Origin of the sequence: Streptomyces sp. NPDC021562, assembly GCF_040640875.1 — a bacterium.
GTDB lineage: Bacteria > Actinomycetota > Actinomycetes > Streptomycetales > Streptomycetaceae > Streptomyces.
On record NZ_JBFACN010000024.1, the window covers coordinates 71,027 to 86,516 of the forward strand.

The following is a 15,490-nucleotide window of genomic DNA, read 5'->3' on the forward strand; positions in this document are numbered from 1 at the left end:
GGTCACTTTCCTCCGACGCCCATCAGGCCCTGGACCAGGGCGCGACGGGCGAACAGGTAGACGAGCAGGACGGGCACCATGGACAGCATCACGGCCCCGAGCAGGCCGGGGATGTCGATGCCGTGTTCGGTCTGGAAGTTGTAAAGACCCAGCGTGATCACCTTCGTCGAGTCGGACTGGGTCAGCACCAGCGGGAAGAGGAACCCGTTCCATGCCTGGAGCGCCGAGAACACGGTGATCGTGGAGAGGCCGCCGCGCGAGAGCGGTACGACCAGCTGGAAGAACATGCGCCGTGGAGTCGCTCCGTCCACCGCCATGGCCTCGAAGAGTTCGGGAGAGATGTCCCGCATGGTGCCGCTGAGGATCAGGGCCGACATCGGCAGGCAGAACGCCGCTGTCGGCAGGATGACGCCCAGCAGGTTGTCGTACAGGCCTGCTTTGCTGATGAGGTAGAACATCGGCACGATGACGGCCTGGGCCGGAATGGCGAGTCCGAGCAGGAACAGACGGAAGACCAGTGAGGTCACCTTGGAGCGGCTGCGGACGATGGCGTACGCGAGCGGCGGAACCAGGACCAGCACCAGGCCCACGACGGCCGCCGTGACGGCGATGGTGTTGAGGAAGTACCGGCCGAAGCCGCTGTCGAACGCGCCCAGGTAGTTGTCGAAGGTGAAGGTGTCGGGTACCGACACCGGACCGTTCGACGCGTAGTCGCCGCGCGTGCGCAGGGTCGCGGCGATCATCACGTACAGCGGCAGTCCGACGAGGAACAGCCAGACGGCGGAGCCGACACCGGCGACGTAGTTGGGACGGCGCCTCATGACACGCCCTCCATGGTGCTGCGCATCTTGTCGTAGCCCGACACGCGGACGACGACGAGCGAGATGACGGTGGAGGCCACGACCAGAGTGAGGGCGATGGCGGCGCCGGCGCCGAAGTCGAACTCCTTGAAGGCCTTCTCGTACATGTAATAGGCGCTGATGGTGGTGTCGGTGCCGGGTCCGCCCTGCGTGAGGATGAGGACGGTCTCGAAGGTGGTCAGACCGCCGACGGTCATCAGGATCATCGAGGTGATCATCGAGTTGCGCAGCTGCGGCAGCGTGATGTGGAAGAACTGCCGGTAGCGGCCCGCCCCGTCGATCTCCGCGGCCTGGTAGAGCACCTGCGGGACGGCCCGTGCCGCACCCTGGTAGATCAGGGTGTGGAAGGGGGTGAACTGCCAGGTGCTGACGAAGGCCAGGACCCCGATGGCCGTGGCCTGCTTGCCGAACAGGTTCCCGTCACCGAACAGCCAGCCGGCGTCGGCGGGGATCCCGAAGTTGGGGTCGAGCAGCGCCCGCCAGAGGACGGAGACGGCGGTGCCGGACAGCAGCAGGGGGATGAAGTAGATGACGGACAGCACGGCGCGGTTGCGCTGGTAGCCGGCGGCCCAGACGCCGAGGAGAATGCTGAGCGGTGTCTGGATGAGGATGCCGAGAACGGTCAGGAGCAGGGTCACCCAGATGCTCTTGAGCATCACGGGGTCGTCCAGAAGACGTGACCAGTTGTCCGTGCCGACGAACTGCGGCGACCCGAGCCCGTTCCAGGTCGTGAAGGACAGCACAGCGACCATGATCAGCGGAACGATCGCGAAGACAGCGAAGAACAGGGCGGCGGGAAGTGCCCAGCCGAAGCCGGGCCGCGCCACGTTGGCCGTTGACGAGCCGCCCGCCCGCCGCCGGGCCACCTTGAGGGACCTGGCGGCGGACGGGGTGCTCGTGATCTGTGTAGTCATGAGCCGTTCATTCACTCGGAAGTGCCTGCATGGCCTTGATGAAGCCGTCGGCGTCTATCTGGCCGTCGAAGAACTGCTGCACGGCCTGCTGGATCGGGGTCCCGGCGGCCGGCGGATACGCCTGGTCCCAGGACAGCTGGAACGCCGGAGCCTTGGCGACCAGGTTGTACTGGAAGTGCGAGTAGTCCGGGTTGGCTGAAGTGTCCAGGAAGGACTCGGTGTTCGTGGTCGTGGGCAGGTTGCCGATGGCCAGCTGGGCCTTCACGAACTCGTCCGAGTACATGAGCTTCAGGAACTTGGCGGCGGCGTCGGGATACTTGGTCTTGCGCAGCACCGAGTAGAAGTTGTTGGTGTTTCCGACGACGTCGGCGGGGTCGCCCTTGCCGCCGGGAACGGTGGGGAACGCCGTGTAGCCGAGGTCCTTCTCGGCGAAGCTCTTGGCGTCCGTCTGCTGCTGGGCGTAGTACCACGAACCCATGAGCTCGAAGCCGGCCTTGCCGGAGGCGACGAGTGCCGGTGACGCGCCGTTGGTGTACTTCACCGAGTCGTAGTTCTTGCCGAAGGCGCCGGCGTCCACCAGATCCCTGAGCATGCTCAGCGCCTTCTTGCTGTCGGGGCTCTCCCACGCCGACTTGTCGCCCTCGATCGCCTTCTGGAACAGGCCCGGCCCGGCGATACGGTCGTAGAGGTACTCGAACCACATCAGGGTCGGCCACCTGTCGCCGCCGCCCAGGGCGATCGGGGTGACACCCCGGGCCTTGAGCTTCTTGACCGCGTCGAGCAGTTCGTCCCAGGTCTGGGGCGGCGTGACCCCCGCGTCCTTGAGGACCTTCTTGTTGTGGAACAGCAGGACGGGCTGCGTGCCGCGCATCGGGACGCCGTACGGCTTGCCGTTGACCACCGCGCTGTTGAAGACCGAGGGCAGGAACTTCGACTTCAGGTCCGGGTTCTTCGCGATGAAACCGTCCAGCGGTAGCAGCAGGTCGGCCTTGACGAACGGCTGGATACTGCCGCCGCCCCAGTTGAAGAAGATGTCCGGGGCCTGCGGGGTGTTGATGATCGTCTGGAGCTTCTGCTGGTAGTCGGCGCCGGGGATGGTGTCGAGGACGGCCTTGACGTCGGACGTCTTGTTGAACGTGGCGACTATCTGCCTCTCGACCTTGTTGCTGGCGTCCCCGTAGACCAGAACGTGAATCTTTCCGTCACTCGACGACTGGCCGTTGCCGTTGCCGCAGGCGGCCAGCGGGAGCGCCAGGGCGAGCGTCGCACCGCAGGCGACCAGTCTGGGCAAGCGCGCGCGTGTCTTCATCGTTGGAGCCCTTCGAAAGTTTCGGCCTCATTACCGAAAGTCAATGCGCTGGGGACACTAGGACAGGCCTGAGGCTCGGTCAACAGTCATGCACGCACACGCCCAAACCGTTACGGGTATTGCCGCCTGTATCCTGCGCACATGGGCGAGGACGGCAAGATCGGCAGCCAGGTGACCCTGGCCGAGGTGGCCAGAATTGCGGGCGTTTCGCTGCCGACAGTTTCGAAGGTGGTCAACGGTCGTTCGGACGTGTCCCGCGTGACCAGGGCCAAGGTCGAGCGCGCACTGGAGGCCCACGGCTACCGTCGCCGGCCCCGGAATCCAGCCCGGCCCGCCCTTCTTGAGCTGGTGTTCCACGAGCTGGAGAGCATCTGGGCGATGGAACTGGTCAAGGGGGTGGAGCAGGTCGCGCGGGAGAACCACGCGACCGTGGTCCTCACCGTGAGCGGCACGCGGCACGCGCCTGGGCCGGAGTGGCTCGAAGGAGTGCTGAGAAGAAAACCGTTGGGCGTCGTCCTGGTCTTCTCGACGCTTCCGCGCGACGTCAGACAGCGGCTCAGGTCGGCGGCCGTCCCCTTCGCCGTGGTCGATCCCGCGGGCGACCCCGACCCCGACGTGCCGTCGGTGGGCTCGGCGAACTGGGCCGGCGGTCTCGCGGCCACCCGGCATCTCACGGCACGGAACCACCGGCGTATCGCGGTCATCACCGGACCGGAGGACATGCTGTGTTCACGTGCGCGCCTCGACGGTTATCGCTCCGCCATGGCGATGGCGTCCCTGGACGTGGACCCGCGGCTCGTGCGGTTCGGAGACTTCCACGTGCAGGGCGGCTTCGACCACGCGATGAGCCTGCTGGACGGGCCGGACCGGCCGACGGCGATCTTCGCGGGCAGCGATCTCCAGGCGCTCGGCGTGCTGGAGGCGGCCCGCCTCAGAGGATTGCGCGTACCGGAGGACCTGTCCGTGGTCGGGTACGACGACGTGCCCCTCGCGCAGTGGTCGAGCCCCCCGCTCACCACGGTGCACCAGCCTCTGCGGCGCATGGCCGAGGAGGCGTCACGCATGCTGTTCGGCCCCGAGGAATCCGGCAGGGCCGCCCAGCGCATCGAGCTGGCGACGCACTTGGTGGAACGGCAGAGCACGGCCCCGCCCAGTGAGTCGTGAGGAACCCGACGGTTCATCCGGCACTCGGGACGGACGGTGGGCCGACAGGGTGTCGGCCCACCGCCCGCGGTCGCTCACGAGCCCAGGAGCGCCCGCAGTCCGGGTTGGAGGAGGTCGCCGTGGGCGCTGACCATGTCGTCGCACAGCCGCCAGATGTCCTCGACCGGCAGGGCCGCAGCCGTGGCGGGGTCGGTCATCGCCGCGTGCCTGATGTGCCGCGGGTCGTCCTCGACGGCCGCCCGCACCACCAGGTCGTTCGCGCTCAGATACGTGCGGTTGAGTGCCGCGAGCTGGGGCGGCAGGGAGCCGACGCGGGTGGGCTGGACGCCCAGCGGGTCCACCAGGCACGGCACCTCGACGATCCCGTGCGCGGGCAGGTTGTCGATCAGGGACCGGTTGGGGACGTTGCCGTACACCGTGCGCGGGGTGCCGGTCACCATGCTGTGGATGATCTGTGGCGCGTACTCCATCGTCCCCTCGACGGCGACCGGCGTCCCGGCGGTCAGCGCGTCGCGGGTCATCTCGTACGTGGCGACGTTCTCGTCGACGATCTTGAGGTACTCGCCGATCGGCAGCCGCAGCCGCTCCACCTCGCTGTCGTGGTGCAGATACCAGGGCACGTACTCGGAGGAGTGCTCGCTGGTCTCCGTGGGGTAGTAGCCGAGCCGGCGGTACATGTCGACCCGGACCCTGCGACGCAACTGGTCGTCGGAGGCGATCAGTTCGTCCAGCTTCGGGTAGAGGCTCCGGCCCTGGTGCTCGAAGCGCAACACCCACGCCTGGTGGTTGACGCCCGCGGCGTGGTAACTGATCTCCTCGTAGGGCACCTTGACCAGGTCCGCTAGGTCGCGCATCGTCCAGTACACCGAGTGGCACAGACCCACCACGCGGGTCAGGCCGGTGGCCTGCGTCAGGTACTGCACGTTCATGGCCATGGGGTTGGTGTAGTTCAGCAGCCAGGCCTGCGGGCAGACCTCGGCGATGTCCCGCCCCAGCTCCTTCAGGAACGGGAACGTGCGCAGGGCGCGGAAGATGCCGCCGATGCCGAGGGTGTCGCCGATCGTCTGCCGTACGCCGTGGCGGGCCGGTACCTCGAAGTCGGTCCGGGTGGCCTCGGCCATGCCGATCTGCACGATGTTGATGACGAAGTCGGCGTCGGCCAGGGCTTCGCGGCGGTCGGTGTGCGCGGTGACGTTCGGGCGGGCGCCGAGCGTGTCGGCGATGCGCCGGGCGGCCGCGTGTGCGGTGGCCAGGCGATCGGTGTCGATGTCGTGCAGCGCGACGTGCGCGGACTTCAGTTCGGGGAACGCGAGGAGGTCGGCGAGCAGTCCCTGGGTGAAGACGACGCTGCCTGCGCCGACGAAGGCGATCTTGGGGGTGGTCATACCGGGGTTTCCTCGGTCTCGGAAGGGCGGGAGAGGACGTCGTCCCGCGTGGGCTGTGAGGTGGTCCTGCCTGGGTGGTGGGTCGGGTGACGAGCGGGATCAGCTTTTGAGACCGGTGGAGGTGATCGACTGGATGAACGCCTTCTGCGCACCGAGGAAGGCGAGCAGGACCGGCAGCACGGTGATGACGTTCCCGGCCATCACGGCGGACCACTGTGTGTGGTGCTGGCTCTGAAAGGTCGTGAGGCCGAGCTGGAGCGTGTACTGGGTGTCGTGGTTGATGGCGATCAGCGGCCAGGTCAGGTCGTTCCAGGTGCTGAGGAACGTCAGGACGGCCACCGTGGTGAGGGCCGGCCGGGACAGCGGGAGCACGATCCGCCACAGCACGTGCAGCCGCGAGCAGCCGTCGATCCAGGCGGCCTCCTCCAGCTCGCGCGGCAGCGAGAGGAAGAACTGCCGCAGGAGGAACACCGAGAACGGCGTGACGAGGGACGGCACGATCAGCGCGCCGAGCGTGTCGATGAGGCCGAGCTGCTTCATGACCAGGAACGTGGGAATCATCGTCAGCTGGAACGGGATCGCCATCGTGGCCAGCATCAGTCCCAGCAGCAGCCGGGAGCCGGCGAATCGCATCCGGGCGAACGCGTAGCCGCCCAGGGTGCCGAGCACGAGGTTCGCGGTGACCGTGACGAGGCTGACGAGGAAGGAGTTGGCGAACCAGCGCGGGAACATCGCGTTGCCGAGCACATAGCGGTAGCCGCCCAGGTCCAGACGGGAGGGCCACAGTGCCGGCGGGAAGCGGTTGATCTCCGCGTTGCACATCACCGAGCTGAGCGCCAGCCAGATCAGCGGTACCGCGAACAGCAGGGCCATCGGCGCGAGCAGCAGGTGCCAGGGGCTGAACGGCAGCCGCGGGCGTCGCCGGCCGGCCACGGGCCGGGCGGTCGGGGCGGCCTGCGCGGCCTCGGGCGGGGCGGAGACGGCGGTCATGCGGCGGCTCCCTGGAGTCGGCGGCGGGCGATCTGGAAGATCAGGCCGATCAGGCCCAGGGCGGCGGCCAGTACGTAGGCCGAGGCGGCGCCGTACCCTGCGGTGGCGTTCTTGAACGCCTGCTCCCAGATGAAGTAGACGATCACCGCGGTGGAGCCGAGGGGTCCGCCCTTGGTGGTGACGTACACGAGGTCGAACGTCTGGAGGGCCTCGATGGTCTGCCACAGCAGCAGGAACACCGAGACGGGCCTGAGCGTGGGCAGGGTGACGTGCCGCAGGATCTGGAGGCGGCCGGCGCCGTCCAGCCGGGCCGCCTCGGTCAGCGAGGCCGGCACGTCCTGCAGGGCCGCGAGATAGATGACCATGCAGAAGCCGGTACCGCTCCACAGACTGATCGCGACCAGCACGAGCAGCGCCTGGGACGGATCGTTGAGGAAACCCTGCGCCGGTATGCCGAGGTGGTGCAGTACCGCGTTGGCCGCGCCGAACTGCGGATCCAGGATGAACGAGAACAGCACGCCCTGCGCGGCGGAGGAGACCACGAACGGCATGAAGAACAACGTGCGGTAGAACCCGACGAAGCGTATGCGCCGGTTCAGGGCGAGGGCGAGCAGCAGCCCCGCCACCATGCTCGCCGGCACGTACAGCGCGGTGTAGAGCAGGGTGTTGTGCACCGCCTGGCTGAAGTGCGGGTCCTGGGCGAGGGCGCGGTAGTTGTCCAGGCCCACCCAGCGGCTCGGTGTGACGAGGTCGTCGGCCCGGAAGGACAGCAGCAGCGACCAGATGATGGGCACCACGCTGAGACCGAGGATGATCAGGACCGCGGGCGATACGAACGTCCAGGCCGTCGCGGACTCGGCGGCCCGCCTGCGGCGCAGGGTACGCCGGTTGTCGGGGGGCCGGGACAGAGTGATCGGGGTGGGCACTCGGGACACGGCGGATCTCCTCAGCGGGGTATGAGCAGTGCGGCGTTGGCGTCGGCGGCGCAGGAGCGCACTGCCTGGGCGGGACTGCTCCGGCCCAGCAGCACCGCGACGACGGCCTGTCCGAGGGCCTGCGAGATCTGCGGGTAGGCGGCGTGCACGGGCCGTACCCGGGCCGAGTCCAGTGCCTTGGTGAACACCTCCAGGCCCTCGGTGGTGTTCTCCTGGTGCTGCCAGGCGGGCAGGTCGCGGGTGCGGCGGCTGAGCGGGAGGCTGCCCGCGTCGATGTCCCAGCGCACGTCCTGCGCGGGCTGCATCAGCCAGCTCACGAAGGTCTTGGCGGCCTTCCTGCGGGCAGCGCCGTTGTCGAACACCGTCCAGGTGTCGGGTCCGCTGATGGTCACCGGCCGGCCGGAGAAGGTGGGCAGCGGGACGACGTGATAGTCGATCTTCGCCTGCCGGATGTCGGGGAGCTGCCAGGGACCGGTGACGGCCATGCCCATCCGGCCGGACAGGAAGACCTGGTACATCTGCTCGCTGCCCGGCTTCGGGTCGACGTAGACGCTCTTGTCCCGGGCCAGGGCGGCGACCACCTCCAGGGCGCGGGTCCCGGCGTCGGCGAACCCGATGTGCTTGCCGTCGTCGGCGACGACGTCCCCGCCGAGGTCCCAGATCATGGGCCAAAGACGCCAGACGGTGTCCTCGTCGCCGACGCCGGGCCAGCCGGTGCCGAAACGGCCGCGGCCGACGTCCGTGAGCGCCTTGGCGGTGGCGACGAAGTCGTCCCAGCGCCAGTGGGCTTCGGGCAGCGGCAGGCCGGCCTCCTGGAAGAGCTTCCGGTTGCAGACCACCGCGAGCGAGTCCAGCAGGGCGGGCGCGGCGCGTACCCGGCCGTTGACGGTCACGGCCTGGCGGGCCGGCGCCCAGTAGTTCGTCCAGGGCGTGCCCGCGTGTCGGACCATGTCGGTGAGGTCGACGACCTGCGGGCCGCGGGCGACGCTCGCCAGGTCGGAGCCGAAGATGTAGGCGATGTCCGGGTAGGAGCCCGCCGCGAGGGCGGCCGTCACCTTCTGGAGCATCGCGTCGGCGAGCACCCCGCCGCCCACATCCACCCGGATACGGGGGTGGCTGCGCATGAACGAGGCGACCAGCGACTCCATCGCCTTCTTGCCCGTGTCGGTCTGCCCGTGCCACATCTCGATCGTCACGGTGCCGTCGGCGCTCACGCCGTCGTCGCCGCCCGCCGCGCAGCCGGAGGCCGCCAGGCCCGCGGCCGCCGTGGTGGCCAGGGCCGCGCCGGCGCGCAGCACGGTGCGGCGTTCGGGCTGTGCGCTTCGGGTGAGCGCGGACATGGATACCTCCCGTGCGGAGCTGTGGGACATGCGCGGTGCGTCGGGGACGCGTTCTCGGTACGGAGTTCCGGCCGCGGCGACGTCGGGTGGTCCCGGCGGGGCCCGGTGCGGGGCCGGTCCCGGCCGGCCGGAACGCCGTGCGGCGGTGCTCAGGGACGGGCGCGGAGCGGGGCGGGAGGCCGGGTGCGGGCGCTGTCTCGTCGTCCGCGGGGAGTCGCATGGATACAGATCATGTCCAAGCCCCAGAACATGGTGGGTACGTCCCCGCCTCGGACACCGACGTGGTCCTGGCGACTCAGTCCGGACTCCTGGCGCGTGGTCAGCTACCGGCTGGGCGTACCTCTGCCGCCGAGTGCTTCGACTGCGGCGTTGACCAGGAGTTAAACGATGGTGCCGGGCAGCTGTCAAGAGGAAAGCAATGATTGGACGTGCGTGAAACACCGGGGAAACCCGCATGACTGAGCATCAGGTGATGTCGGCCTGCGGCGGCTCGGTGAGCCGTCACAGGCCGACACGCGTTTCGGGCGAGCCTGGGGTCGCGATCAGTGCGGGAGGTGCCCTAGCAGGTCTTGCGGACGTACCCGCTGCTGCCGGCCGGCGAGACCTCCACGTCGCGCTGGACGATGCTCAGCGTGCCGCCCCATCCCTTGCACGCCTTCGACCTGCCGGAGTTGGTGTACTCGATCACGATCACGTTGTTGCCGAAGGCGCTGGTGTAGTCGCCGCACTCGTCGTACTGGCCGCATTCCTCGGCCACGGCGAAGTCGAGGCCGTTGGCGGTGCGGTTGCCGGCCAGCTCGGGGGTGTTCTTCTGGGCGATGGCCAGGCCGTCCGCGTGGGCGCGGGCGGAGAGCAGCTTGATGAACGCCTGCGCGTTGTTCGCCGTCAGACGGTTTCCGGAGCGGCTGTAGCTGTCGTAGTTGTCGGGCTCGACGGCTTGGAAGCCCTTGTCCCGGCAGCCGTCGATCTGGGATCCGATCTGGTCGGCGATCCGCTGGCGCTTGGCGGCCGTGCTGACGTCGAGGAGGGCCTCGCCCCAGTCCTCGTCGTAGACGACTTTGCCCGCGGAGTCGCGGAGCAGCAGGTCCGCCGCCCACTCGCCCTCCGCGCCCGGCTGCGCCTGGAAGGCGTTGACGTAGCAGATGTTGTACAGGCCCGCCGCCGGGGAGGCGGTGTGGTCACGGGTGACGACCTTGACGCCGGAGGGCGGCGTGTAGGCGCCTCCGATCTGGTAGTCGAAGCCCGCGTGCGTGGGCGGCAGGGACACGGCCGCCGCCTGCGTCGAGGGTGCCGCGACGAACAGGGCGCCGGTCAGCGCGGCCGCGCCGATGATGGTGCCGGTCACTTTGGCAGAGGTGGTGTTCAGGTGGCTCATGTGTGAGCTCCAGGGGCAGCGGGCACGTCCCCGCCTCGGACGCGTCAGGTGTCCTGGCGACTCGGGCCGGGCTTGCGGCGCGGGGCCTGCATACCGGCTGGGCGTGCCTCTGAACGCGGAGCGTGGCTCCGGTGTAGTCCGAGAGTAAAGCGATCGCGTTCAAGGATGTCAACGGTGGCGAAGTCCCGCTTCCGCTGAGTGAGTTGGGCGCTCGCCCGGCCGGGTGCAACCGCTGACGGCGGCGACCGGGCACAGAGATGGATGCTCGAAACTGCTTGATGCAAGCGTTGATTGAGCACCTTCAAGCATCTAGGGTCGTCGGTGTGACGGTCGCACCGGGGCACCGCTGTCGGCCCGGGTGGCGTGCCGCATCTCTGCCCCTCCACCACCGCGCACCGCGGCCGACCCTCCGACGGGCCCAGGGCGTCCAGGCGTCCGCCACGTCTGCCTGTTCGCGACGAAGGGATGCTCCATGACCGACCAGCCGGCCGCGCAGGAACTGCGTGTCGGTGTCGTAGGCACGGGCCAGCGAGCCGGGCTGGCCGTCCTGGCCGAGCGGCCCGGCTCGGCCCGCGTGGTCTCCTGCGCGGATCCCTCCGAGCGCGGCAGGACCGACGCCCGGACGCTCTTCGGGGCGGACGTCCGGATCCACGACCGTTACGAGGACATGCTCACGGACGACCTGGACGCCGTCTTCGTCCTCACCCCGGACGACCTCCACACGGCCCCTGCCCTGTACTTCCTCGAAGCCGGTGTCGCCGTGTTCGTCGAGAAGCCGCTGGCCGTCGACCTCGACGACTGCGACCGGGTCCTGGCCGCCGCGGCCCGCACCGGCACCCGGCTGTACGTCGGGCACAACCTCCGCCATCTGCCGGTCCTGCGCACCATGCGCGGGCTCGTCGACGAAGGGGCGATCGGAACCGTGCGGGCGGTGTGGTGCCGGCATTTCGTCGGTCACGGCGGCGACTACTACTTCAAGGACTGGCATGCCGAACGGGCCCGGACCACGGGCCTTCTGCTGCAGAAGGGCGCGCACGACCTGGACGTGATCCACTGGCTCGCGGGCGGCTACGCCCGCACGGTGACCGCGCTGGGCGATCTGTCCGTCTACGGGGCCGTCCCGCACCGCCGTACCCGGCCCCAGAGCTCGGAGCGGGTGCAGGACTGGTTCGACGCAGGCGTCTGGCCGCCGTCGGCGCTGCGCGATCTCAACCCCGTCATCGACGTGGAGGACCTCAGCATGGTCCTGACCCGCCTCGACAACGGAGTGCTCACCAGCTACCAGCAATGCCACTTCACGCCCGACTACTGGCGCAACTACACCGTCATCGGCGACGAGGGCCGCATCGAGAACCTCGGGGACGGCGTCGAGGGCGACGCCCCGTTGATCAAGGTGTGGAACCGGCGCCGTTCCGGCTACCGCGCCGAGGCCGATCTGACGCTGCCGCCCACCGAGGCGGCCGGCGGCCTGCACGGAGGCGCTGACCAGGCCCTCGTCGACGAGTTCCTGCGTTTCGTCGCGCACGGCGGTGCGACCGAGACGTCGCCCGTCGCCGCCCGCGAAGCCGTCGCGACCGGCATCGCGGCCACCACGTCCCTGCGCTCGGGGGGCACGCCGGTCGATGTCGCCGCCCTCGCCCCGCACCTCGCCGACTACTTCGCGCGCCACCAGCCCGGCTCGCGCGGCCCGGCGTCCCGGATCGAGTGAGCCGCTGACAGGTGACGGTCAGTGAGCCAGCACGGTGAGCATGCTGTGTACGGTGCTCGCAACGGCGTCGCGTGCGGGGCCCAGGTACTTGCGCGGGTCGGTCAGCGCAGGCAGCGAGTCCAGGGTGTCGCGTACGACCCGCGTCAGGGACATGTTGAGCGCCGTCCCGATGTTGATCTTCACGATGCCGGCTCGGACGGCGCAACGGAGTTCGCTGTCGGGAACTCCGGAGGAGCCGTGCAGCACCAGGGGCACCGGAACCGCTTCCCGGAGCCGTTCGATGAGTGCGTGGTCCAGCGTCGCCGACCGTTCGGTCATGGCGTGCCTGCTGCCCACCGCGACCGCCAGGGCGTCCACGCCGGTACGCACCACATAGTCGACGGCTTCCGCCGGATCGGTGCGCACGCCGGCGGTGTGCGCGTTCGCGGGGGAGTCCGGCTTGCCTCCCACATGCCCCAGTTCGGCTTCCAGCCAGAGCCCCGCGTCGTGAGCCCACCGCGCCGCCGCGGCGGTGGCGGAGACGTTCTCTGCGTAGGGCAGGGCCCCGGCGTCGAACATCACGGAGGAGAAACCGCAGTCGGCCGCCTGGTGCAGCAGCTCCACGTCGGTCACGTGGTCGAGGTGCAGCGCGACCTCGACCGTACTGGACCGGGCCATCGAGGCCGTCGCCAGAGCGAGCGGGAGGAGCTGGCCCCTGTGATACCGCACGGCGTTCTCGCTGATCTGCAGGATCACGGGCCGTTCGGCCGCCTCGGCGCCTGTGATGATGCCCTCGGCATGCTCCAGGGTGATGACGTTGAAAGCGGTGACGCTACGGCGCTCGGTCGCGGCGTGCGCGACCAACTCGCCGGTGGGGACCAGAGGCATGTGTGTGCTCCTCGCGCGGGGGGGGGGTGTCTGAACCTGCGATGTCCGTGTGCGGAGGTTCGGATCAGGCCGGCCCTGTGCGGCGGGCGAGATCCGAACCAGCGGAGAGCGGGGTCCACGGGCCTGGCGGCGCTGCCGACGGCCCCCGGGTCGCCGGCAGCGTCCGGTGGACGTTGGGACAGCCGTGCCTTTCGGCGGGCTGATCGGAGAACGCTCCCCGGACGTCCCGGAACAGCACCAGGAGCCCCGCGTCCAGGATCCGGTGTCGTGGGTCACGCATGGTGGTTCTCCGTGGTGGTGAACTCCGAGGAGGAGCGCAGGGCGGCGGTCGCCGCGGTGTCCAGAGGGGTTCCGGCGAGCTTCGCCGCGTAGAGGGCCGCGCCGACCACGGGCTCGAACAGGGGGCGGCGCAGTTCGTAGCGGGCGGTGCTGCCGCGGAGTCGGGTGGTGAACGCGTCGAGCACGGCGGCCGAGCGGAAGACGCCGCCCGAATAGGACACCGGGACGGGTTCGGCCGCGGCGAAGCCCAGCCGGCGTCGCGCACTGTCCACCAGCAGGGCCAGTTCCCGTCCGGCTTCGGCCAGGACGGCAGCGGCCTGCGCGTCGCCCGCCCCGGCCGCCTCGACCACGAGGGGACTCAGCGCGGCGATCTCGCTGCGGTGTCCCTGCCACCGGTTGAGTACCACGTCGATGACCTCGAGGTCGGTGGTCAGACGGAGATGGCGGCGCAGGAGTTCCGCGAGCGGGCCCTCCGGCAGCCGGCCGTCACTCATCCGGGAGAACACGTTCAGCGCGCGGGCGGCGATCCAGTACGCCGATCCCTCGTCGCTGAACAGTTCGCTCCAGCCCCCGGTGCGCACACCGCGGCCCTGCCGCTCGCCGTAGGCCATCGATCCGGTGCCGCTGATGACGTTGATGCCGTCCACCGCGCCGAGCGAACCGGCCCAGCCGCAGATCATGTCGTTGCCGCACGCGTAGCGGCGGTGTCCCAGCACCTCGCCGGGGACGGCGTCCAGCGCGGCGACGTCCCCGGGGACCTCCCCGTACCCGGGCAGGCCCAGGAACGCGTGGGAGATGTCCGCGGGCGAGCTGCCCGCGCCCTCCGTCACCGCCCGGATTCCCTCGCGCAGAACCTGCGTGACGTGCTCCACGCCTCCCGTCCCGTTGTCCCCGAAGTAGTAGGCACCCCCCGCGACGGCCCGGGCCCTGATCGCGCCCGCACGGTCGATGAGGCAGAAGGCGGTCTTGGTGCCTCCGCCGTCCACACCCAGAAACATCCTTGTTCTCCGCTCGGCTCGGTCGGCACGCTGTCAGGCGACGTCGTCGCCCCGCTGGGGGAACGGATGCACGGTCACGCCCTGCACCACGCGGTTCACCTCTCCGGAGGGGAACGGGTTGTCGGGCCGGATGCCCCGGCGCAGGGACGCGCGCAGCGCGACCAGCTGGGCACACAGCACCGCGGGAAGGGCGAGCACGGTGTCGTCGGCGCCGGTGAGCCCGGGGAGCAGCCAGGTGTCGTCGCCGGGGAGCCCGTCCCGCGACGCGGAGACGGCGACGACGTTGCCCTGCGGCAGTCCCGCGCGCAGTTCGGCGAGGATGTCGAGGTCGTAGCGGCGTGTGTAGGGGTCGTTCGACACGTAGACGACGACGGCTGTGCGGTCGTTCAGGACGGACTTGGGGCCGTGACGGAAGCCGAGTGAGGACTCGGAGGACGCCACGAGCGCGCCTCCGGTCAGCTCCAGCAGCTTCAGGGCGGATTCCCGGGCCAGCCCCTTGAGCGCGCTGCTGCTGCCGAGGTACACCAGCCGTTCTGGTTCGCGGGCCAGCAACTCCTCGATCCGCCCGCCGAGTCCGCCCGTCGTGATGTGCTCGGCAGCCGCTGCCGGGGCCTCGACGGCGTCCGTGGTGAGCGCGCCCAGGGCGAGCAGGGACGCCAGGAGCATGCTGGTGAAGCTCGACGTCATGGCGAAGCCCTGGTCGTTCGACGCGGCGGGCATGAGCAGGACGTGTGAGGAGGGGCTCTCGCGGTGCAGGCGTGCCAGCCGGCCGGCGCTGTTGCAGGTGATGACGAGGTGGTGCACGTGTGCCAGGACCTGGTCCGCCAGCCGGGTCGCCGCGACACTCTCGGGGCTGTCGCCGGACCGGGCGAACGAGACCAGCAGCGTGGGGACGTCGTCGGGGAAGGACGCACAGGGGTCGGCGACGATGTCGGTGGTGGAGACGGAATCGGTCCGGCGGCCGGTGGCGCGAGCGACCGCGGCCCGGACGACTTCTCCGGCGAAGGCCGAGGTACCGGCTCCCGTGAGGACGATCCGCAGGTCCTCGTCGGCGAGCAGGGGTGCCAGGAAGGCGTCCAGGGACGCGCGTCCGGCGGCGACGATCGCCCCGACCTCACGCCACACGTCGGGCTGCTGGATGATCTCGGCGCTGGTGTGGTCGGCCCCGCTGTCCTGAGGTACCGGGTCCTGGGCGGTGGTCTTCACGCGTACTCCTTGTCAGGGGTTCGGCATGCACGGTCGTGGTCGCGCGGGACGTCAGGGACGTGATCGACGACGCTGCAACCTCGGTATCGATGACATGACGGGGTGCCGGCGTGACTGGAACGGTACTGGTCTCGGAAATGGCCGTCAATGGTCTGTTATT

Annotated in this window: 13 protein-coding genes; 2 read left to right on the plus strand and 11 right to left on the minus strand. The window is 69.6% G+C overall.

The window, feature by feature from the left end; genetic code table 11:
- Nucleotides 1-2 precede the first annotated feature (2 nt).
- Genes AB0G52_RS31210 through AB0G52_RS31220 form a run of 3 tightly spaced genes read right to left on the minus strand, consistent with a single transcriptional unit; the run spans nucleotide 3 to nucleotide 3,083 of the window.
- A complete protein-coding gene (locus AB0G52_RS31210) occupies nucleotides 3-821 on the minus strand; it encodes a carbohydrate ABC transporter permease (RefSeq protein WP_132890868.1) in 819 nt (272 codons plus the stop codon).
- Nucleotides 818-1,774 (minus strand): sugar ABC transporter permease, encoded by a 957-nt coding sequence (locus tag AB0G52_RS31215; protein WP_132890869.1) that lies wholly within the window; start codon nucleotides 1,772-1,774, stop codon nucleotides 818-820. The genes AB0G52_RS31210 and AB0G52_RS31215 overlap by 4 nt, the downstream gene beginning before the upstream one ends.
- Nucleotides 1,775-1,781: 7 nt before the next feature.
- Complete coding sequence (locus tag AB0G52_RS31220; protein WP_361340867.1) at nucleotides 1,782-3,083, minus strand: extracellular solute-binding protein; 1,302 nt, start codon at nucleotides 3,081-3,083, stop codon at nucleotides 1,782-1,784.
- 141 nt (nucleotides 3,084-3,224) lie between these two features.
- Between AB0G52_RS31220 and AB0G52_RS31225 the strand changes: the two genes are divergently transcribed.
- Nucleotides 3,225-4,247, plus strand: coding sequence for a LacI family DNA-binding transcriptional regulator (locus AB0G52_RS31225; RefSeq protein ID WP_165939449.1), 1,023 nt, complete (start codon nucleotides 3,225-3,227; stop codon nucleotides 4,245-4,247).
- 74 nt (nucleotides 4,248-4,321) lie between these two features.
- Here the strand turns inward: AB0G52_RS31225 and AB0G52_RS31230 are convergent, their stop codons facing one another.
- From AB0G52_RS31230 to AB0G52_RS31250, 5 genes are all read right to left on the minus strand, one after another.
- Nucleotides 4,322-5,632, minus strand: a complete 1,311-nt coding sequence (locus AB0G52_RS31230) for an alpha-glucosidase/alpha-galactosidase (RefSeq protein ID WP_361340870.1) — start codon at nucleotides 5,630-5,632, stop codon at nucleotides 4,322-4,324.
- Nucleotides 5,633-5,731: 99 nt separating this feature from the next.
- Nucleotides 5,732-6,622 (minus strand): carbohydrate ABC transporter permease, encoded by an 891-nt coding sequence (locus AB0G52_RS31235; RefSeq protein WP_361340873.1) that lies wholly within the window; start codon nucleotides 6,620-6,622, stop codon nucleotides 5,732-5,734.
- Nucleotides 6,619-7,557 carry a sugar ABC transporter permease gene (locus AB0G52_RS31240; protein ID WP_361340876.1) on the minus strand — a complete coding sequence of 313 codons (939 nt, stop codon included), beginning with the start codon at nucleotides 7,555-7,557 and terminating at the stop codon, nucleotides 6,619-6,621. Before AB0G52_RS31240 ends, AB0G52_RS31235 begins: the two co-directional genes overlap by 4 nt.
- Before the next feature lie 11 nt (nucleotides 7,558-7,568).
- The gene (locus tag AB0G52_RS31245) at nucleotides 7,569-8,897 is read right to left on the minus strand and encodes an ABC transporter substrate-binding protein (protein WP_361340879.1); all 1,329 of its coding nucleotides are present in this window, start codon (nucleotides 8,895-8,897) and stop codon (nucleotides 7,569-7,571) included.
- Nucleotides 8,898-9,456: 559 nt separating this feature from the next.
- Entirely contained in the window at nucleotides 9,457-10,272 is an 816-nt protein-coding gene (locus AB0G52_RS31250) for an endo alpha-1,4 polygalactosaminidase (protein ID WP_132890875.1), read from the minus strand.
- A 472-nt stretch (nucleotides 10,273-10,744) separates the two neighbouring features.
- Here AB0G52_RS31250 and AB0G52_RS31255 point away from each other — a divergent pair, with 472 nt between their 5' ends.
- The gene (locus tag AB0G52_RS31255; protein WP_361340882.1) at nucleotides 10,745-11,980 is read left to right on the plus strand and encodes a Gfo/Idh/MocA family oxidoreductase; all 1,236 of its coding nucleotides are present in this window, start codon (nucleotides 10,745-10,747) and stop codon (nucleotides 11,978-11,980) included.
- A gap of 18 nt (nucleotides 11,981-11,998) precedes the next feature.
- On the opposite strand, the gene AB0G52_RS31260 is transcribed toward AB0G52_RS31255, so the two are convergent.
- The 3 genes from AB0G52_RS31260 to AB0G52_RS31270 all read right to left on the minus strand — a co-directional run bounded on the left by AB0G52_RS31260 (nucleotide 11,999) and on the right by AB0G52_RS31270 (nucleotide 15,330).
- Entirely contained in the window at nucleotides 11,999-12,847 is an 849-nt protein-coding gene (locus AB0G52_RS31260) for a class II fructose-bisphosphate aldolase (RefSeq protein ID WP_361340885.1), read from the minus strand.
- A 272-nt stretch (nucleotides 12,848-13,119) separates the two neighbouring features.
- Entirely contained in the window at nucleotides 13,120-14,124 is a 1,005-nt protein-coding gene (locus AB0G52_RS31265; protein WP_361340888.1) for a BadF/BadG/BcrA/BcrD ATPase family protein, read from the minus strand.
- Nucleotides 14,125-14,157: 33 nt separating this feature from the next.
- Nucleotides 14,158-15,330 (minus strand): SIS domain-containing protein, encoded by a 1,173-nt coding sequence (locus AB0G52_RS31270; protein WP_361340891.1) that lies wholly within the window; start codon nucleotides 15,328-15,330, stop codon nucleotides 14,158-14,160.
- Between the last annotated feature and the right edge of the window lie 160 nt (nucleotides 15,331-15,490).